Raw genomic sequence first — 18,321 nt, 5'->3', positions numbered from 1 at the left:
GCCTAGTATTCTGGTAAAAAAGGCAGGAAACTGGAAGAAATTAGAGATTAATCGCGTTAGGACAAGTGGTTGCAGGTGAACTAAGGATTCTCAAGGGCATTTAGTGCATAGTTAATCTGTTCAAATGTGTAACCTCGATACTGCAAAAAACGCACTTGTTTGGCGTATTCTTTCGGATCTTTTGATTTTCCGAGTCGAAACTTTTTCTCCGCCGTTGTTTTAGCCAACTCGAACCAGTCCACTTGCTCCTCTAACATCGCTTCATCAACGACAGAATCTGAGACGCGCTTTTGGTTTAATTCTTGGCGAATTCTACGCTCACCATGACCCTTGTATACATGCTGACGAATTTGGCTCTTGGCAAAACGCAAGTCATCCAAATAGCGACAATCACGACAAAAATCTAACGCCGCTTCTACTTCAGATTCTTCGTAGCCTTTAAAAGCAAGTTTTTGATAAAGCTCATACTCACCATGGTCTCGACGACTCAACAATTGAATCGCGGCTTCTTTCGCTGACAATGATGGTGGTTTTCGTTGAAACATAGTCACTCGACGAACAAAGTACAGATACAACAAAGCCCTGCTCTGCAGGGCTTATCTCAATGAGGTTGTTAACGCTTACAACTCTTCAGCTGGCGCTTCACCTTGCTCTGGAGCTTCTTCCAGTGCTGGTGTTAGTAGCATTTCACGAAGCTTCGCATCAATCGTTTGTGCCGCTTCTGGGTTTTCGCGAAGGAATTTACATGCGTTCGCTTTACCTTGACCAATCTTATCGCCGTTGTAGCTGTACCATGCACCCGCTTTTTCAACAAGCTTATGCTTAACGCCTAGGTCAATAAGCTCGCCATAACGGTTGAAACCTTGGCCGTATAGAATTTGAGTCTCAGCTTGTTTAAATGGTGCTGCAATCTTGTTCTTAACAACTTTGATGCGAGTTTCGTTACCGACAACCTCGTCACCTTCTTTGATAGAGCCAGTACGACGGATATCAAGACGAACAGACGCGTAAAACTTAAGTGCGTTACCACCTGTTGTCGTTTCTGGGTTACCAAACATCACACCAATCTTCATACGGATTTGGTTGATGAAGATACACATACAGTTAGACTGCTTAAGGTTACCAGTTAGCTTGCGCATCGCTTGAGAAAGCATACGCGCTTGAAGACCCATGTGGCTATCGCCCATTTCACCTTCAATCTCTGCTTTTGGCGTTAGAGCCGCAACAGAGTCGACTACCATCACGTCAATAGCACCAGAGCGTGCTAGTGCATCACAGATTTCTAGAGCTTGCTCACCTGTATCTGGTTGAGAGACAAGTAACGAATCAATATCAACACCAAGCTTTTTCGCGTAGATTGGGTCTAGGGCATGTTCTGCATCGATAAACGCACATGTTTTACCTTGCTTCTGTGCCGCAGCAATACACTCTAGCGTTAACGTTGTTTTACCTGATGATTCAGGACCGTAGATTTCTACGATACGACCCATCGGAAGACCACCAGCACCTAGAGCGATATCTAGAGAAAGTGAACCTGTTGAAATGGTTTCAACGTCCATGGTACGGTTATCACCAAGGCGCATAATCGAGCCTTTACCAAATTGCTTTTCAATCTGACCTAATGCAGCGGCTAACGCCTTTTGTTTATTCTCGTCCATTACTTTCTCCACAACTATCCTTTACGGATATAGGCTCTACGCAAGTTACTTGCTTTGGCAGTTTTCTAATTAGTGAGCGATGCATAAAAGCATCGCGATATGGTTTTATTATACTGTTGATTCATACAGTGTCTATACCTGTATGAAAATTTTTCCGACACAAACAGCAAATCGTTGATGCCGCGAGTGTTATTTTGTTAACAGTAAGGCTCGTCTTCCAATACGTGACGATACAATATCAATAGCGCATGCATTACAGCTTGCTGACGTACTGCGGCTCGGTCACCTTCAAACAAACAGGTTTCGACCTTGAGCCAACCTTGTTGTGAAGCCCACGCAAAGCAAACGGTTCCTACCGGTTTGTCTTCACTCCCCCCTCCAGGACCAGCAATTCCACTAATGGCAACGCTAAGCGTCCCTTTAGAATGCTGCAGCGCACCCTGTGCCATTTCAACAACAACGGCTTCACTCACCGCTCCATTCTGTCCAAGGGTTTCAGTTGCGACGCCAAGCATATCGATTTTTGCGTCGTTGCTGTAAGTAACAAATGCTCGATCAAACCACGCAGAGCTACCAGCAATATCAGTGATTGCCGTCGCCACACCGCCACCAGTACAAGACTCCGCGGTCACAAGGATATGATCTTTCTGTTCGAGTAACGCGCCTAGGTTGAAACTTAACTCTTCAATAGTGTTCATCTAGCAAACTCCTAAACAACTCAATGTTTGACAACGACCCCAAGCCATAGAGCCACTTTTTTATATTCCCTTTTCGCTCACGTCGGTTTCACGTATCCTAAGCAGCAATTGAAACAAGCAGCTAAAGATGTGACAGTGAAAGCGGAACAAAAACATACGCCAATGATGCAGCAATATCTGAAACTCAAAGCCGAGAATCCAGATATCCTGCTTTTCTACCGAATGGGTGATTTTTACGAGCTCTTTTATGACGACGCGAAACGTGCGTCTCAACTGCTCGATATTTCTCTAACCAAACGGGGCGCATCCGCGGGCGAGCCTATTCCAATGGCCGGTGTCCCTTTCCATGCCGTGGAAGGCTACTTAGCAAAACTGGTTCAACTGGGCGAATCTGTCGCTATCTGCGAGCAAGTTGGCGACCCTGCTACCAGTAAAGGTCCAGTAGAGCGTCGCGTGGTTCGAATTGTCACGCCAGGAACCGTTTCAGATGAAGCCTTACTATCGGAACGATTGGATAACCTAATTGCCGCAATCTACCACCAAAACGGTAAATTTGGCTATGCCACGCTAGATATTACCTCAGGTCGCTTTCAACTTTGTGAACCTAGTACCGAAGAAGCGATGTTGGCAGAACTGCAACGCACGGCACCTAAAGAGTTGTTATTCCCTGAGGATTTTGAACCCGTTGAACTGATGGCTAACCGCAATGGTAATCGCCGTCGTCCAATTTGGGAGTTTGAGATTGATACGGCAAGGCAGCAACTGAATCAGCAGTTTGGTACCAAAGATCTTATTGGGTTTGGGATCGAGAAATGCGAACTCGGACTCTGCGCTGCAGGTTGTTTAATTCAGTATGTTAAAGACACTCAGCGCACGGCTCTACCACACATCCGTTCATTGACGCTAGTGAGCCAAGACCAATCTGTAGTACTTGATGCAGCCACGCGTCGCAACCTTGAGCTAACTCAGAATTTATCGGGCGGACAAGACAACACGCTAGCCGAAGTCTTAGATCACACTGCGACAGCAATGGGCAGCCGAATGCTGAAGCGCTGGATCCATCAACCGATGCGCTGTATTAAGACTTTGAACTATCGCCTTGATGCTATCTCAGAACTCAAACAAGATGCGTTGTATACCGAGCTTTCGCCTACGTTGAAACAAATTGGTGATATCGAGCGTATCTTGGCACGTTTGGCACTTCGCTCTGCAAGGCCACGAGATATGGCTCGATTGCGCAGTGCTCTGAACCTCTTGCCCGAGCTAGCACTAAGTCTTGAAACTGTTGCTCACCCATACTTGCAGCAACTGGCTCAATACTCCGCACCTATGGACAGCTTGGCAGAACTGCTTGAGCGCGCTATCAAAGAAAACCCACCCGTAGTAATTCGCGATGGTGGCGTCATTGCTGATGGCTACAATGCCGAATTGGACGAGTGGCGTGATTTAGCTAATGGTGCGACAGCTTACCTTGAGAAACTGGAGCATGATGAACGAGATCGCCACGGTATCGACACCCTGAAGGTTGGTTACAACAATGTACACGGCTTCTACATTCAAGTCAGTCGCGGTCAAAGTCACCTAGTACCACCGCACTATGTGCGCCGCCAAACCTTGAAGAATGCCGAACGCTATATTATTCCAGAGTTAAAAGAGCATGAAGATAAAGTGCTTAACTCTAAATCTAAAGCGTTGGCAATTGAGAAGAAGCTATGGGAAGAGCTGTTTGATTTGTTGCTGCCACAGTTGGAGCAACTGCAAAATCTAGCTTCAGCGCTATCGCAATTAGACGTTTTGCAAAACCTAGCTGAGCGTGCTGAAAGTCTCGATTATTGTCGCCCAGCCCTCAGTGACAATGCCGGTATTCTGATTCAAGGTGGCCGCCACCCTGTCGTTGAACAGGTGATGGATGAGCCATTCATTGCCAACCCTATCTCGCTCAACCCGGAGCGAAAAATGTTAATCATTACCGGTCCGAATATGGGTGGTAAGTCGACCTATATGCGCCAAACGGCACTGATTGCACTGATGGCTCACATTGGCTCTTATGTCCCTGCAGAGTCCGCTGAAATCGGTTCACTGGATCGCATCTTTACGCGTATTGGGGCATCCGATGATCTTGCCTCTGGTCGTTCTACGTTCATGGTCGAGATGACCGAAACGGCAAACATCTTACACAATGCGACAGAAAACAGCTTGGTGTTAATGGATGAAATCGGCCGTGGTACCAGCACCTATGACGGTCTATCGCTAGCGTGGGCAAGTGCTGAATGGCTAGCGACCAAAGTTGGCGCTATGACCTTGTTTGCGACCCACTATTTTGAACTGACAGAAATGCCAAACCAGCTACCACATCTCGCTAACGTTCACCTTGATGCGGTAGAGCATGGTGACTCCATCGCCTTTATGCACGCGGTTCAAGAAGGAGCGGCGAGTAAATCCTACGGCCTTGCTGTCGCCGGATTGGCCGGTGTACCAAAAGCGGTCATAAAGAATGCGAGACAAAAACTCACTCAGTTGGAACAATTAGGTCAAAAGCCAACGACCAACGATTCTCCACAAGTCGACATTGCCAATCAGTTGAGTTTGATTCCAGAGCCAAGCGAAGTGGAAGAAGCTCTGGCACAAATCGACCCTGACGATCTAACACCGAGACAGGCATTGGAAGAGCTATATCGTCTGAAACGTTTGTTATAGAAGTAACGACTTGCTCTCTTGTTGAGATTATTAGCAAGAGAGCAAACTTGATTATGCACTCATAATTGTCATAACTAGCAATGTTGAATGCCAGATAACAAATAAGACTATATCGCTGCATAACTTCAAAGCTACATAGCTACATGAGTCACGCAAAGTGATTGACTTAACGCCACATCAAATTCCTGCACTTGCCCATCTAAATTCACTATCAGACTGTACAAGTCATCTGGATTAGGCTGACTCGGATCAGCATATTTAGGTGCTTCAACCTGAAACAGAACCGATGCTTGATGTGCTCGAACATCAATAGGCAAATGTAATGTCATACTGTTAAATCTGACTGACGCTGATACTAAACCTGCACGGTAGGTACGATAATGAAGGTCGACTTTAAACTCACAGCCACCACCATGGTGCCAGATCTGTTCCATTGCTACATGCTCTAACCTAACATGTGGAATAAATTGCAAATAAGGCATTTGCCATACACCGATACGTGTCTCGGTTGCAGGTTTGGTTACAGATAAAGAACACTGCGGCGCTTCATCAAGATCAATCAACAAGTCTTCTTCATCATACTCTAAGAACAAGATTTCAATGCGATTGGGTCCCTGTTGTAAATGGGCTCTTACTTCGCGACGATACGTCGCTTCGCTGCCATCACAATCCAACACTGCACGACCATTAATACGAATTTCTGCATAATGCTCAACACCACCGATCACCAAATCGACCGCCGGATTCTGCAACTCTTCTTCCGTTAACTCAAAGTCATGCATGAGGTGCCATTCTTGGTTGGCAATCATTTCTTCGGTAAGCTCTGAAGGTAAGACCTGACTTAAAGCACCTGGGAAAGAGAGATCATCTTGAGGTATAGAGAGATCAGTCAGTGGGGACAGCTGCCATAGGCCAGCCAAATTCTTTTTCATGGTGTGAATTGACCTAGATCATATTTAGCGCAGTATAATCAAATCCGTTATCGAAAGATAGTTGAACCCGCCAGATAGCAAAAAGGCCAGCTAAGCTGGCCTTTCAACAACAATTAAGGCTTACTCTTCGTCGCCTTCATCTTCATCGGAATAAAGAGCATCTTCGCCCTCGTAGTATGTACCCCAACCATCATAGATGATGTCGTACTTCTCAGCTAAGTTCACTAGCTTTTCAACTTGTGCGTCAATCTGCTCTGCATTCAGAGTCGATTCCATTGTCGCGTCGCAGCACAACAGTTTGTTACCGTCTTCGTCTTCGGTCTCTTCCGCTTCTAGCACTTCGAAGCCCATTTTGAACGCTTCAACAACCGCCTTCTCTAGACGATCGAAATCTTCAGCAAACAGGTGGTGTTCGATCTCATACAATGCCTCTGGATCACTTCCATCTTCAATTAAGGCCTGAATGATATCGCGAGTTTCTTCCTTTTGAATTTCGATCAAATCTTCAACGGACATATACTCATCTTGTTGAGACATAAAGTGCTCCAGCTATAAATAGGTTATCGGCATGAATGATACGAGAAGTCAGCTGAAATCGAAAGATCAAACCGAGATCTTTCCTGACTATTTTTCAGTGATCGAACTCAAACCGAGCAAGATCGAGATCACAGAAACATAATTTTAACATTTCATTACTTACCTCTGATTTCAGCATAAACTTAGACAAAAGCCATAGCTAATCAGCAACAATCGCCCAGAAAGGTTATGAGGCAATTTTGCATATCAAACACTCTATTCTTAAGTTTGACCTGGTTTTGCTTTAGTCACAATACCCAGTATTTTCTGTAAATTTACGTTTTTTTATGCACATATCACTCATGAATATTGTATTAAAACTGCTCAAGAGGCCTGCATACTCAAGCAAGAATTCACAGAAACTAGCACAACTCTCTCATAAAAACTTTATCTGCATTTCTCTACTAAAATCCACAATATCACTGCAATTTTAAGCTTTCGCAGTAACAAACACTGACATTTTAACTTGCATCTTGATAACAAGCTTGTCATAAATAGCGCAATCAAAACTGAAAGGAATCACAATGAGTAAGTTGTACGTTGGGTCGGAAGTAGGCCAATTACGCCGTGTATTGTTAAACCGTCCAGAACGCGCCCTAACCCACCTCACGCCATCAAACTGCCATGAACTACTGTTTGATGATGTACTGGCTGTAGAAGCCGCTGGTGAAGAGCATGACGCTTTTGCCAATACATTACGCAGCCAAGATGTGGAAGTACTGCTGCTTCACGATTTATTAGTAGAGACTCTTGCCGTCCCTGAAGCGAAGGAATGGCTTCTCGAAACGCAGATTTCTGATTTCCGTTATGGTCCTATCTTCGCTAACGAACTTCGTAACTATCTGACAGAAATGGACGACGAGCACTTAGCAACTATTTTGTTGGGCGGCCTCGCATACTCTGAGCTACCAATAAAAACCCCTTCTATATTACAAAAGATGAGTAAGCCGCTTGATTTTGTCATTGAGCCACTGCCAAACCACCTTTTCACCCGTGATACCTCTTGCTGGGTCTATGGTGGCGTATCGTTGAACCCAATGATGAAGCCCGCTCGTCAACGCGAGACAAATCATCTAAGAGCTATTTATCGCTGGCATCCAACCTTCGCAGGTCAAGACTTCATTAAATATTTCGGCGATGAAGATCTTCATTATGATAACGCCAACATCGAGGGCGGTGACGTTCTTGTTATTGGTAAAGGTGCTGTATTAATTGGTATCTCTGAGCGCACCACCCCACAGGGCGTGGAAAACTTGGCGGCGAATCTATTTAAATCCGGACAAGCGTCTCAGGTCATTGCCATTGACCTTCCGAAACATCGCTCTTGCATGCATCTTGATACCGTTATGACTCATATGGACGTGGATACCTTCTCAGTTTACCCAGAGATCATCAACGACAAACTGGATACTTGGCGTCTAACCGCCGATAGCAAAGGCCAAATGCAAGTTGAAAAATTACCTAACTATCTTAAAGCCCTAGAAAGTGCGCTTAACGTTGATCAATTGAAGATCATCACAACGGGTGGTGATAACTACGAAGCAGAGCGTGAGCAATGGAACGATGCTAACAATGTGCTCACCGTCAAACCCGGTGTCGTTATCGGCTACGAGAGAAATGTGTATACTAATGAAAAGTATGACAAAGCGGGCATTCAGGTCCTAACCATCCCAGGTAATGAGCTAGGACGTGGTCGGGGCGGAGCCCGTTGTATGAGCTGTCCAATCGAACGAGATGGCATTTAAACATAATTATTTATCAAAAGCCCCTATTAGGGGCTTTTTTTGCATTAAATCAAAATACTTATTCACAATAAAAGAATTTTTATGTATAAATAAACCAAGAAACTAAATAAAAGGGTACGAATCATGGCTTACAACTTACGAAATAGGAATTTTCTCAAGCTTCTCGACTATTCACCAAAAGAGATTCAGTTTCTTCTCGACCTGTCTAAAGATCTTAAAGCCGCTAAATATGCCGGCACAGAGCAAAAAAAACTGGTAGGGAAAAACATCGCACTGATCTTCGAAAAAGCCTCGACTCGTACCCGATGTGCTTTTGAAGTTGCCGCTTTTGATCAAGGTGCTCAAGTCTCTTACATCGGCCCTTCCGGCTCCCAAATAGGCCATAAGGAATCGATGAAAGACACGGCTCGTGTACTAGGTCGTATGTACGATGGCATTGAGTATCGTGGTTTTGGACAAGATATCGTTGAAGAGCTAGGCGCTCACGCTGGCGTACCTGTTTGGAACGGTTTAACCAATGAATTCCACCCAACGCAAATTCTCGCTGACTTTTTAACCATGCTAGAGCACGGCAAAGGCAAGTTATTACACCAAATTAAATTTGCCTACTTAGGGGATGCTCGCAACAACATGGGGAACTCTCTAATGGTCGGTGCCGCAAAAATGGGAATGGATATTCGTTTGGTTGCGCCAAAAGCTTTTTGGCCAGAGCAAAGCCTCGTTGATGAATGTCAAACTATCGCACTATCAACAGGTGCTTCGATTACTCTCACCGAGGACGTACAACAAGGTGTAGCCGATTGTGACTTCTTGTATACGGACGTTTGGGTCTCTATGGGCGAGTCAGCCTCGGCGTGGGAAGAGCGTATTGCCTTAATGAAACCGTATCAGGTAAACATGGATACGATTAAAGCTACCAATAACAAAGATGTGAAATTTATGCACTGCTTACCTGCATTTCATGATGACCAAACCACAATAGGTAAAGAAATCGCCGAAAAATATGGCTTGAATGGTCTCGAAGTCACAAATGATGTATTCGAATCGGATTACTCCATCGTATTCGATGAAGCCGAAAACCGAATGCACACCATCAAAGCCGTCATGGTCGCCACATTAGGCAGCTAGTCAAATTCACTTGCAGTTTAACGATAAACCTTTGATGTAATCGCTTGCGCTCACGATTTTTAGGCGTATAATTCTCCGCAATTTGTCTGGGGAACAATCAATGGCGCAAGCGAGTTTTACAACACATCACGCTCTCGATAAGCTTTTTGCTTATCACGCACCGTTATTATTTCCTGTTGATTACTAAACCTCCCATTATGGGGGGTTTTTTTATGCCTGCATTCCTAGCTGTGATTGAGCACGCTCCTTTCGCACTTGGAATATCCATCTGGTCTGGTTTTAACTATAGGGAAGATAAACATGGCGAATACGCTCTTTCAAAAGCACATTATCTCAATTCCAGAGTTGTCACGTGACGAGCTAGAACTCATTGTACAGACAGCCGGTCAACTAAAATCAAACCCTCAACCTGAACTCATCAAAAACAAGGTTGTTGCTAGCTGTTTCTTTGAACCTTCAACACGTACGCGTCTGTCATTTGAAACCGCCATTCAACGTATCGGCGGAGACGTGATTGGTTTCGATAGCGGCGGTAACACTTCACTTGCTAAAAAAGGTGAAACACTGGCAGATTCAGTTCAGGTTATTTCGTCTTATGTTGATGCGTTTGTCATGCGTCACCCACAAGAAGGTGCGGCACGTCTGGCTTCTGAATTCTCAAACGGTGTGCCAGTTATCAACGCAGGTGATGGCGCCAACCAACATCCAACACAAACACTGCTAGACCTATACAGCATCTACGAAACCCAGGGTCGTTTAGATGATATTAACGTTGCCTTTGTTGGTGATTTGAAATACGGCCGCACGGTACACTCGTTAACGCAAGCCCTAGCGAAATTCAATAACGTTCGCTTTTTCTTTATCGCTCCCGATGCACTTGCGATGCCTGACTATATCTGTGAAGAGCTTGAAGAAGCTGGCATCCAATTTAGCCTGCATACCGACATGGAAAGTGTAGTATCTGAACTGGATGTCCTATACATGACGCGAGTACAGAAAGAGCGTTTTGATGAGTCTGAGTACGCACACATTAAATCGGCTTATATTCTCTCTGCTGATACATTGAAAGGCGCGCGCGATAACCTAAAAGTGCTTCATCCATTGCCACGAGTTGACGAGATTACTGTCGACGTAGATAAAACGCCTTATGCGTATTATTTCCAACAAGCTGAAAACGGTGTGTACGCCCGTGAAGCTCTACTCGCTCTAGTTCTAAACGAAACGCTTTAAGGAGGATTGATCATGTCTAAAGAAACCCAGTTGCAAGTAGAAGCAATTAAAAACGGCACGGTTATCGACCATATCCCAGCAAACATTGGCATCAAAGTTCTCAAACTGTTCGCTATGGATCAATCCAAACAGCGTGTCACGATTGGTCTAAACCTTCCTTCTTCAGCATTAGGTTGTAAGGATCTATTAAAGATAGAGAACGTGTTTATCACTGAAGAACAAGCGAACAAGCTGGCACTCTATGCACCACATGCTACCGTCAACCAAATTGAAAACTATGAAGTGTGTAAAAAGCTGGCGTTAAAACTGCCAGAAACAATCACGGGAGTATTCGAGTGCCCTAATAGCAACTGCATTACTCACAATGAACCCGTAGACAGTAGCTTCAAGGTGTTCGAGAAACATCAAGACATTCGTCTCAAATGCAAATACTGCGAAAAAGTCTATTCGCGTGAGATCGTTACTGAAAGCTAAGAATGACACGATTATTAAACAAGCCTACACATTGTAGGCTTGATTTTTATTGAGCCTAGAGGCAGTCTAGACTCTCTTTGAATTCACAGAACAATGGATAAAACGATGACAAAAGTACTTCATACAGAATCTGCACCAGCAGCAATCGGTCCTTACGTACAAGGTGTCGACCTTGGTAACATGGTACTGACTTCAGGTCAGATCCCAGTAAATCCGCAAACGGGTGAAGTGTCAGAAGATATCGCTGAGCAAGCACGTCAGTCTCTAGACAACGTAAAAGCGGTTGTTGAAGCATCTGGCCTAACGGTTTCAGACATCGTAAAAATGACGGTTTTCGTTAAAGATCTCAACGACTTTGGTACAGTAAACGAAGTGTATGGTAAGTTCTTTGACGAGCACCAAGTGGCTAACTACCCTGCGCGTTCTTGTGTTGAAGTTGCTCGTCTTCCTAAAGATGTGAAGATTGAAATCGAAGCTATCGCAGTACGTAAGTAAGTTCTGCTATGTATTAAAAAAGGGTTGTCATTGACAACCCTTTTTAGTGTTATTTTTTGCTGTTTAACTCAGCCACTTCAGCATCAAGCTGCTCTAGCTTCTCTGCCATCTGCTCTCGGCATACATTCGCCAGTTTTCTCACATCTTCTTTGCCGTAGCCTTCGATCGAGATAGGTGGCAGCATCTCAACAATGATATGACCATTATCCCACTTATTAAGCTTTAGATGGCTCGTACTGCTACACACAATAGGAATGATTGGTGTCTTTGCCCCAATCGCTGCATGAAAAGCACCCGTTTTAAATGGCAATAAGCCGCGTCCGCGAGAGCGTGTACCTTCCGGAAACATCCAAACTGAAAGGTTACTTTTCTTCATGCTATCAACAACTTGGTCAATCGTACCTTTCGCTTTACTACGGTTAGCACGATCAATCAGAATATTACCTGTTAAATAATAAAGCTGACCAAAGAATGGCATCCATAGCAGGCTCTTTTTACCAACAGTTACCACATTAGGTGTAACGGCAGAAGATACCGTAAACAAATCCCAGTTGTTCTGGTGATTAGCGATATAGATGTGTTGACCGCGTTTGTAGGCATCTTCAGGTAAACGAAGATCGAGTTTAATACCAAAGATCTTCGACATAGCGCCAAAATAACGCCCAAACGTAAACACGTGTTTAGGATTTCTCGGACTAAGTAAACAGTAACCACATCCAAATACGAACATAATTACCGCAAATATCGCCACTGCAATGCAGCGTAGGAAAGCAACCATTTTGGTCTCCGCTAATGGCTTCAAAAAAAAGCCGAAACCTTAAGATTTCGGCTATTTATAATCTATCGTTATTATTCAGCAGAACCCGCGATACGTGTGATGTTAGCACCTAGTGCAGACAGCTTATCTTCAATACGCTCATAACCACGATCGATATGATAAATACGGTCTACAATTGTCTCACCATGCGCAATACAACCAGCGATAACCAAGCTTGCCGAAGCTCGCAGGTCAGTCGCCATCACTTGTGCACCACTCAATGATTCAACATCACCACAAATCACAGTGTTGCCTTCAATTTCTGCTTTTGCGCCCATACGCATCAGCTCAGGAACGTGCATAAAACGATTTTCAAAAATCGTTTCGGTAATCACACCGCCACCTTTTGCCATCATATTAAGCAAAGTAAACTGAGCTTGCATATCTGTAGGGAAGCCAGGGTGTGGAGCAGTACGAATTGAAACCGCTTTAAGCTCTCTATCGGTCATATCCAATGAGATCCAGTCATCGCCAGTCTCGATCTTAGCCCCAGCTTCTTCTAACTTAGCTAATGCCGCTTCTAATAGATGAGCATGCGTATTGCGACAAACAATCTTACCGCCTGATACCGCTGCCGCTACTAGGAAAGTGCCTGTTTCAATGCGATCTGGAACAACAGAGTGCTTGCCACCACCAAGACGTTCTACACCTTCGATAGTGATAGTATCGGTACCTGCTCCAGTGATTTTTGCGCCTAGCTTGTTCAAGAAATCAGCGGTATCGACGATTTCAGGTTCACGAGCAGCATTATCAAGTACAGTAGTACCTTCAGCCAATGTTGCAGCACACATTATCGTGATAGTCGCACCAACGCTCACTTTGTCCATCACAATGTGAGCCCCCTTCAATCGACCTTCCACTTCCGCTTTCACATAACCATCTTCTAATGTGATGGTGGCACCGAGCTGCTCAAGACCATGAATATGTAAATCTACCGGACGCGCACCAATGGCACAGCCACCAGGAAGTGAAACTTGTCCTTTGCCAAAACGAGCAACCAGTGGACCTAATGCCCAAATCGATGCACGCATGGTTTTCACCAAGTCATAAGGTGCACACAACTCGTTAATCTGGCTACCATCAACATGAACAGAACCGTTGCGATGCACTTTGGCACCTAAACGGCTAAGTAGTTTCATAGTCGTATCAATGTCACGAAGATGTGGTACGTTGGCCACTTCTACAGGCTCCTCAGCCAGAATAGAAGCGAATAAAATAGGCAGTGCTGCATTTTTAGCACCTGAGATCGACACTTCGCCAGATAACGGCTGATCCGATCCAATAACTCGAAACTTATCCATTAATAAACCTTACAAAGACATCAGCTTTTTATCACGAGCCCACTCTTCTGGAGTATAGGCTTTAATTGAAACTGCGTGGATGTCATTACGCTGAATATAATCCATCAGAGGACCATAGATCATCTGCTGCTTTTTAACTCGGCTCATGCCTTCAAATTGAGCATCTACCGCAATCACTTCGTAGTGGCTACCTTCACCTTTTACGTGTAGCTCTTCTAGGTTCAATGCGTTTTGTAATAGTTCCTGTACTTTTGTGCTATCCACAAGATACTCCTAAATGTGTTTCTCAATAACTGATTCAACGTTATACAGCTGAAACAGTATTTTCAGCTCATCGGGCACGAAGCTGAGCATTATATGACACTTTCGATTTTTTGCATGCTCTAATAAGTGAATTAGCATCACCAATCCCGCAGAATCGAACCGTTTTACTTTATCTAACGCCAATTCCATCTCAGGCTCATCAAAATTAACGCTTTGAATAGTATTCCAAAGCTCTGGTACAGTATCACGATCAACGTTACCAATTAGCTCTAATACACCTTCGTTACGAACCACTAATTTAGTGTCCATTATTTTTTGCTGCCTTCAAAACGAATCGGCGCCTGTGCCAACTGCTCAAGTTCTTCTGCTACCGCTAATATGCCATCTTGACGAATTTTGCTGTTCCATTCAGATTGCTTGCTAGAGAGCAAACTAATGCCTTCTGCAATCATATCAAAGGCCTTCCATTCGCCTGTTTTCTTATCCTTTCTGAGTTTAAACTCGAGATTAATATTAGGTCTCGGTGAGTCCATAATTGTCACACGAACACCGATAATGGTCGTCTTATCATCAATTTTTGGTTCTGGACCAAATTGAACATCCTGTCCAGTATATTGGGTTAAAACTTGCGCATAAGAAGTAATCAAGTACTCTCGAAATGCTCTGGCAAACTCTAACACATCTTCTCGTTTAGCACCTTTTAAGTTAGGACCCAGCAGCTTCAACGCCGCATAGCGATCGTTCACGTAAGGCATTAGTTCCTCTTCGACTACCACCTTAAGATAGTCAGGATTTTTCTGAATTTGCTCTTGCTCATTCGCCAAACGAGTAAACGCTTTATCGGCGACTTTCTGCATCATGTCATAGGGCTTGGTGGCATCAATCTCATTAGCATGTAGACCAAATGAGAGCATCAAGGCACTAAATATCAGTAAACATTTGTTGAACATCACTTTACTCCTTTTTCTCATCGGAACCGCCAATGCTATAGAGCACTTGACCTATCATATCTTCGAGCACCAACGCTGATTTGGTGTCTTCAATTCTGTCACCATCGGCTAGATAACCTTCATCATCAAAGATAAACCCAGGCACTAGACCTATATATTGCTCACCAATCAACCCTGATGTTAGCACTTGTGCACTCGAGGTATCTGGGAAACGGTAGTCCGAGCTAATAGATAAGGTTACCACCGGTAAATAGCTCTCCTTATCAAGACTAATATCACTGACTCGGCCAATAACGACGCCACCAACTTTCACAGGAGAACGAACTTTTAGGCTACCGATATTATCGAACCTTGCTTCCAGCTTATAAGTATCCCCTGAGCCCAACCCTTTCACGTCAGCAACCTGAAAAATCATAAACAAGATTGCGCAAAGTCCGATGATGACAAAACTGCCTACCCACAATTCTAACTTTCTGGTTTGTTGCATTGAATTGTCCTTTACTCTTAATTGCCAAACATCAGTGCTGTAAGCACAAAATCTAAACCTAATACCGCCAAAGATGAGTGCACGACGGTTCTCGTTGTCGCCTGACTAATACCTTCCGAAGTCGGTATGGCATCATACCCATTAAATAACGCAATCCACGTCACCGTAATCGCAAACACCAAACACTTAATGACGCTATTACCAATGTCTCGACCCAGCTCTACGGACGATTGCATCGCTGACCAAAAACTGCCGTGATCGATACCTTTCCAGTCCACACCAACCAGTTGGCCCCCCCAAATACCTATCGCCATAAAGATCATAGCCAATAGCGGCATGGAAATAACCCCGGCCCAAAAACGAGGCGAGATCACTCGTTTAAGAGGATCAACGGCCATCATTTCCATGCTCGATAACTGTTCAGTGGCTTTCATTAAGCCAATTTCAGCGGTTAGTGCCGAGCCTGCACGCCCAGCAAATAATAGTGCAGTAACAACTGGACCCAACTCTCTTAATAGCGATAACGCCACCATCTGTCCTAAACTGCCTTCCGCCCCATAATCGACGAGAACTACATACCCTTGCAGGCTGAGGACCATTCCAATAAACAGCCCTGATACCATAATAATGGCCAATGATTGCACGCCAACGTTATGCAGCTGTTTTATTAATAGTGGAAAGTGCTTTTTGGGCTGTGGTTTGGAAAACAGGACACCAAATAGCATAAAGGTTGCCCTACCCCATGATTGGCAAAGAGATAAAGTTCGCTGACCGACTTTTTGAATCCATACTGAAGGAAACGACATATTAGAACAGCTCCTCAGTTAATGCTTTTGCTGGATAACGAAATGGAACGGGTCCATCGGCTTCGCCGAGCAAGAACTGTTGGACTCGAGCATCAGGGTTACTTCTCAATTCATCAGGAGTACCACAAGCAACAACTTTTCCATCAGCGAGCAAGTAAACCCAATCTGCGATGGACATAACTTCAGGAACATCATGAGAAACAACAATAGAGGTAAGGTCTAGTGCCTTGTTCAACTTGCCAATAAGCTCCACCAGCACTCCCATCGTTATAGGGTCCTGACCAACAAAGGGCTCATCGTACATGATTAATTCAGGATCAAGCGCAATAGCTCTTGCGAGCGCCGCACGTCTTGCCATGCCTCCAGAAAGTTCACTTGGCATAAGTTGAGATACCCCACGTAATCCGACAGCCTCTAACTTTAGCAGCACTAAAGTACGAATCATCGACTCACTCAGTTCTGTATGCTCACGCAAAGGAAACGCGACATTGTCAAAGACGTTAAGGTCGGTAAATAGTGCACCCGATTGGAATAGCATGCTCATTTTCTTGCGAACATGGTAAAGACGTTTTCTAGAAAGCGTAGGAATATTGTCGCCTTCGAACCAAATCTCCCCATGGTCAGGCGAGATTTGTCCACCGATCAGACGAAGTAATGTTGTTTTACCAATTCCCGATGGTCCCATGATGGCTGTTATCTTACCTTTGGGTACATGCAACTCGACGTCATCAAAAATGACGTGTGAGCCACGCGCAAAAGTCAGTCCCTTAACGGAAACCAAGTCATTGTTTGACATACATTTCCTTATCATCCTAACAGTAGTCCTATGCTAAACAATAATAATGATACAAGCGGACAATTAAAACCCTTATATCCAAATGGTTGGATAATTACAGAGTCAAACCCCATTACAACAAACTTGCGTCATTACACGCATTTATGACTTCGCTCCTAACCTTAGTCTATCTATTAGCGTATTAGCTTCGGCGCACTATTGTTATTTTATTTGTTGATTAGCTTCCATTTTGGCCGACAAACCGTCAAAATTAGCCGCCAAATGTCTCAGAAAAATAGAAGTGGATAAAAACATGCTTGAAGCCGTAGTGTTTCTGATAATTGGACTGGTTTTTCTCGTTTGGAGTGCTGATAAATTAGTATTCGGCGCCGCGGCACTGGCACGCAATGTGGGTATTTCGCCACTAGTTATCGGTATGACTATTCTTGCTATGGGGTCATCAGCGCCAGAAATGATGGTTTCGGCCACCGCCGCCCTAGAAGGGAAAACGGATACTGCGGTTGGTAACGTACTAGGCTCCAACATCGCCAATATTGCGCTTATTCTTGGTATTACGGCCATGATTAAGCCTCTTTCTATTTCATCTGCGGTTCTGAGACGCGAGCTACCTTTAATGATCGCGGTAACGCTTATCGCGGGTCTTATTCTTTGGGATAGCCATCTTGGTTTCTATGAAGGTATTATTCTGTTTGCCTTATTTGGCGCATTTATCCTTGCCATGCTTCGTATCAGCAAAGCAGAAAAAGAGAGTGGCAACAATGACGCCATGCTAGAGGACCAAGAGTCCGAAATTCCAGAAGGTGTGAGTAACGCTAAAGCAGCCATGTGGGTGGTGATTGGCCTAATCATCCTCCCTATCGCAGCAGATAGACTGGTAGATAGCGCCGTAACGATCGCCCAGTATTTTGGTATGAGCGACCTTGTTATTGGTCTAACGATTATCGCGATTGGTACCAGCCTACCAGAACTGGCCGCTTCTCTTGCTGGTGTTCTAAAAGGCGAAGATGATATGGCGGTAGGTAACATCATAGGTTCAAACGTCTTCAACATCCTCGCAGTTATGGGTATTCCAGGTATCATTAATCCTTCTATACTCAGTGAACATGCTATGGGCCGTGACTTCTGGGTTATGCTGGCCGTTTCGCTATTACTGGTTGTAATGGCACTGGGCAAATCTAAGAGCATTAATCGAATTGAAGGCTTTATTTTGTTCGTGCTATTCCTTGGTTATCAGGTTTATCTATTCGCTAATATGGCAGCTTAGGAG

At 44.4% G+C, this 18,321-nt stretch carries 20 protein-coding genes; 7 read left to right on the top strand and 13 right to left on the bottom strand.

Features of this window, described 5'->3' with window-relative positions:
• Window positions 1–80 precede the first annotated feature (80 nt).
• From recX to pncC, 3 genes are all read right to left on the bottom strand, one after another.
• Window positions 81–545, bottom strand: a complete 465-nt coding sequence (recX, locus tag OH456_RS23730; RefSeq protein ID WP_038228916.1) for a recombination regulator RecX — start codon at window positions 543–545, stop codon at window positions 81–83.
• 75 nt (window positions 546–620) lie between these two features.
• The gene (gene recA / locus OH456_RS23725) at window positions 621–1,658 is read right to left on the bottom strand and encodes a recombinase RecA (protein ID WP_006073329.1); all 1,038 of its coding nucleotides are present in this window, start codon (window positions 1,656–1,658) and stop codon (window positions 621–623) included.
• 197 nt (window positions 1,659–1,855) lie between these two features.
• On the bottom strand, window positions 1,856–2,356 hold the full coding sequence (pncC, locus tag OH456_RS23720; RefSeq protein ID WP_006073327.1) for a nicotinamide-nucleotide amidase: 501 nt from the start codon (window positions 2,354–2,356) through the stop codon (window positions 1,856–1,858).
• A gap of 135 nt (window positions 2,357–2,491) precedes the next feature.
• Between pncC and mutS the strand changes: the two genes are divergently transcribed.
• Entirely contained in the window at window positions 2,492–5,053 is a 2,562-nt protein-coding gene (gene mutS, locus OH456_RS23715) for a DNA mismatch repair protein MutS (RefSeq protein ID WP_270034343.1), read from the top strand.
• 131 nt (window positions 5,054–5,184) lie between these two features.
• Here the strand turns inward: mutS and OH456_RS23710 are convergent, their stop codons facing one another.
• Both OH456_RS23710 and rraB read right to left on the bottom strand, forming a co-directional pair.
• Window positions 5,185–5,985, bottom strand: coding sequence for a glycosyl hydrolase 2 galactose-binding domain-containing protein (locus tag OH456_RS23710; RefSeq protein ID WP_270034342.1), 801 nt, complete (start codon window positions 5,983–5,985; stop codon window positions 5,185–5,187).
• Between the two features lie 120 nt (window positions 5,986–6,105).
• Window positions 6,106–6,522, bottom strand: coding sequence for a ribonuclease E inhibitor RraB (gene rraB, locus OH456_RS23705; RefSeq protein WP_270034340.1), 417 nt, complete (start codon window positions 6,520–6,522; stop codon window positions 6,106–6,108).
• Window positions 6,523–7,085: 563 nt separating this feature from the next.
• Here rraB and arcA point away from each other — a divergent pair.
• The 5 genes from arcA (at window position 7,086) to OH456_RS23680 (ending at window position 11,633) form a co-directional block, all read left to right on the top strand.
• On the top strand, window positions 7,086–8,306 hold the full coding sequence (gene arcA / locus OH456_RS23700; RefSeq protein ID WP_006073318.1) for an arginine deiminase: 1,221 nt from the start codon (window positions 7,086–7,088) through the stop codon (window positions 8,304–8,306).
• A gap of 123 nt (window positions 8,307–8,429) precedes the next feature.
• Window positions 8,430–9,434, top strand: a complete 1,005-nt coding sequence (gene argF, locus OH456_RS23695) for an ornithine carbamoyltransferase (protein WP_006073317.1) — start codon at window positions 8,430–8,432, stop codon at window positions 9,432–9,434.
• A gap of 300 nt (window positions 9,435–9,734) precedes the next feature.
• Window positions 9,735–10,664 (top strand): aspartate carbamoyltransferase, encoded by a 930-nt coding sequence (gene pyrB, locus OH456_RS23690; RefSeq protein WP_006073315.1) that lies wholly within the window; start codon window positions 9,735–9,737, stop codon window positions 10,662–10,664.
• Window positions 10,665–10,676: 12 nt separating this feature from the next.
• On the top strand, window positions 10,677–11,138 hold the full coding sequence (gene pyrI / locus OH456_RS23685) for an aspartate carbamoyltransferase regulatory subunit (RefSeq protein ID WP_006073314.1): 462 nt from the start codon (window positions 10,677–10,679) through the stop codon (window positions 11,136–11,138).
• 105 nt (window positions 11,139–11,243) lie between these two features.
• The gene (locus OH456_RS23680; protein ID WP_038228906.1) at window positions 11,244–11,633 is read left to right on the top strand and encodes a RidA family protein; all 390 of its coding nucleotides are present in this window, start codon (window positions 11,244–11,246) and stop codon (window positions 11,631–11,633) included.
• Window positions 11,634–11,682: 49 nt separating this feature from the next.
• Here the strand turns inward: OH456_RS23680 and OH456_RS23675 are convergent, their stop codons facing one another.
• The 8 genes from OH456_RS23675 to mlaF all read right to left on the bottom strand — a co-directional run bounded on the left by OH456_RS23675 (window position 11,683) and on the right by mlaF (window position 17,054).
• Entirely contained in the window at window positions 11,683–12,411 is a 729-nt protein-coding gene (locus OH456_RS23675) for a 1-acylglycerol-3-phosphate O-acyltransferase (protein ID WP_006073311.1), read from the bottom strand.
• Between the two features lie 71 nt (window positions 12,412–12,482).
• Entirely contained in the window at window positions 12,483–13,751 is a 1,269-nt protein-coding gene (murA, locus tag OH456_RS23670; RefSeq protein ID WP_006073309.1) for a UDP-N-acetylglucosamine 1-carboxyvinyltransferase, read from the bottom strand.
• Window positions 13,752–13,760: 9 nt separating this feature from the next.
• Window positions 13,761–14,015 carry a BolA family iron metabolism protein IbaG gene (gene ibaG / locus OH456_RS23665; protein WP_006073308.1) on the bottom strand — a complete coding sequence of 85 codons (255 nt, stop codon included), beginning with the start codon at window positions 14,013–14,015 and terminating at the stop codon, window positions 13,761–13,763.
• Window positions 14,016–14,024: 9 nt separating this feature from the next.
• Window positions 14,025–14,327, bottom strand: a complete 303-nt coding sequence (locus tag OH456_RS23660) for an STAS domain-containing protein (protein WP_420883067.1) — start codon at window positions 14,325–14,327, stop codon at window positions 14,025–14,027.
• Window positions 14,324–14,965: a phospholipid-binding protein MlaC gene (gene mlaC / locus OH456_RS23655; RefSeq protein WP_006073300.1), complete on the bottom strand. Its 642-nt coding sequence runs from the start codon at window positions 14,963–14,965 to the stop codon at window positions 14,324–14,326. Before mlaC ends, OH456_RS23660 begins: the two co-directional genes overlap by 4 nt.
• A 4-nt stretch (window positions 14,966–14,969) precedes the next feature.
• Complete coding sequence (gene mlaD, locus OH456_RS23650) at window positions 14,970–15,452, bottom strand: outer membrane lipid asymmetry maintenance protein MlaD (protein ID WP_006073296.1); 483 nt, start codon at window positions 15,450–15,452, stop codon at window positions 14,970–14,972.
• A gap of 17 nt (window positions 15,453–15,469) precedes the next feature.
• Window positions 15,470–16,258, bottom strand: coding sequence for a lipid asymmetry maintenance ABC transporter permease subunit MlaE (gene mlaE, locus OH456_RS23645; RefSeq protein ID WP_006073293.1), 789 nt, complete (start codon window positions 16,256–16,258; stop codon window positions 15,470–15,472).
• 1 nt (window position 16,259) lies between these two features.
• Entirely contained in the window at window positions 16,260–17,054 is a 795-nt protein-coding gene (gene mlaF, locus OH456_RS23640; protein WP_270034339.1) for a phospholipid ABC transporter ATP-binding protein MlaF, read from the bottom strand.
• Window positions 17,055–17,346: 292 nt separating this feature from the next.
• On the opposite strand from mlaF, the gene OH456_RS23635 reads away from it, so the two are divergent.
• Window positions 17,347–18,318: a calcium/sodium antiporter gene (locus tag OH456_RS23635; protein ID WP_006073285.1), complete on the top strand. Its 972-nt coding sequence runs from the start codon at window positions 17,347–17,349 to the stop codon at window positions 18,316–18,318.
• Window positions 18,319–18,321 lie beyond the last annotated feature (3 nt).

This window comes from Vibrio sp. La 4.2.2 (assembly GCF_027586995.1).
Taxonomy (GTDB): domain Bacteria; phylum Pseudomonadota; class Gammaproteobacteria; order Enterobacterales; family Vibrionaceae; genus Vibrio; species Vibrio mediterranei.
This window is presented reverse-complemented; position numbering and strand designations above follow the sequence as displayed.

Coding starts and splice junctions, on each gene's coding strand:
- recX (WP_038228916.1), bottom strand. CDS start 545: ATGTTTCAACGAAAACCACCATCATTGTCAGCGAAAGAAGCCGCGATT.
- recA (WP_006073329.1), bottom strand. CDS start 1,658: ATGGACGAGAATAAACAAAAGGCGTTAGCCGCTGCATTAGGTCAGATT.
- pncC (WP_006073327.1), bottom strand. CDS start 2,356: ATGAACACTATTGAAGAGTTAAGTTTCAACCTAGGCGCGTTACTCGAA.
- OH456_RS23710 (WP_270034342.1), bottom strand. CDS start 5,985: ATGAAAAAGAATTTGGCTGGCCTATGGCAGCTGTCCCCACTGACTGAT.
- rraB (WP_270034340.1), bottom strand. CDS start 6,522: ATGTCTCAACAAGATGAGTATATGTCCGTTGAAGATTTGATCGAAATT.
- arcA (WP_006073318.1), top strand. CDS start 7,086: ATGAGTAAGTTGTACGTTGGGTCGGAAGTAGGCCAATTACGCCGTGTA.
- argF (WP_006073317.1), top strand. CDS start 8,430: ATGGCTTACAACTTACGAAATAGGAATTTTCTCAAGCTTCTCGACTAT.
- pyrB (WP_006073315.1), top strand. CDS start 9,735: ATGGCGAATACGCTCTTTCAAAAGCACATTATCTCAATTCCAGAGTTG.
- pyrI (WP_006073314.1), top strand. CDS start 10,677: ATGTCTAAAGAAACCCAGTTGCAAGTAGAAGCAATTAAAAACGGCACG.
- OH456_RS23680 (WP_038228906.1), top strand. CDS start 11,244: ATGACAAAAGTACTTCATACAGAATCTGCACCAGCAGCAATCGGTCCT.
- OH456_RS23675 (WP_006073311.1), bottom strand. CDS start 12,411: ATGGTTGCTTTCCTACGCTGCATTGCAGTGGCGATATTTGCGGTAATT.
- murA (WP_006073309.1), bottom strand. CDS start 13,751: ATGGATAAGTTTCGAGTTATTGGATCGGATCAGCCGTTATCTGGCGAA.
- mlaC (WP_006073300.1), bottom strand. CDS start 14,965: ATGTTCAACAAATGTTTACTGATATTTAGTGCCTTGATGCTCTCATTT.
- mlaD (WP_006073296.1), bottom strand. CDS start 15,452: ATGCAACAAACCAGAAAGTTAGAATTGTGGGTAGGCAGTTTTGTCATC.
- mlaE (WP_006073293.1), bottom strand. CDS start 16,258: ATGTCGTTTCCTTCAGTATGGATTCAAAAAGTCGGTCAGCGAACTTTA.
- mlaF (WP_270034339.1), bottom strand. CDS start 17,054: ATGTCAAACAATGACTTGGTTTCCGTTAAGGGACTGACTTTTGCGCGT.
- OH456_RS23635 (WP_006073285.1), top strand. CDS start 17,347: ATGCTTGAAGCCGTAGTGTTTCTGATAATTGGACTGGTTTTTCTCGTT.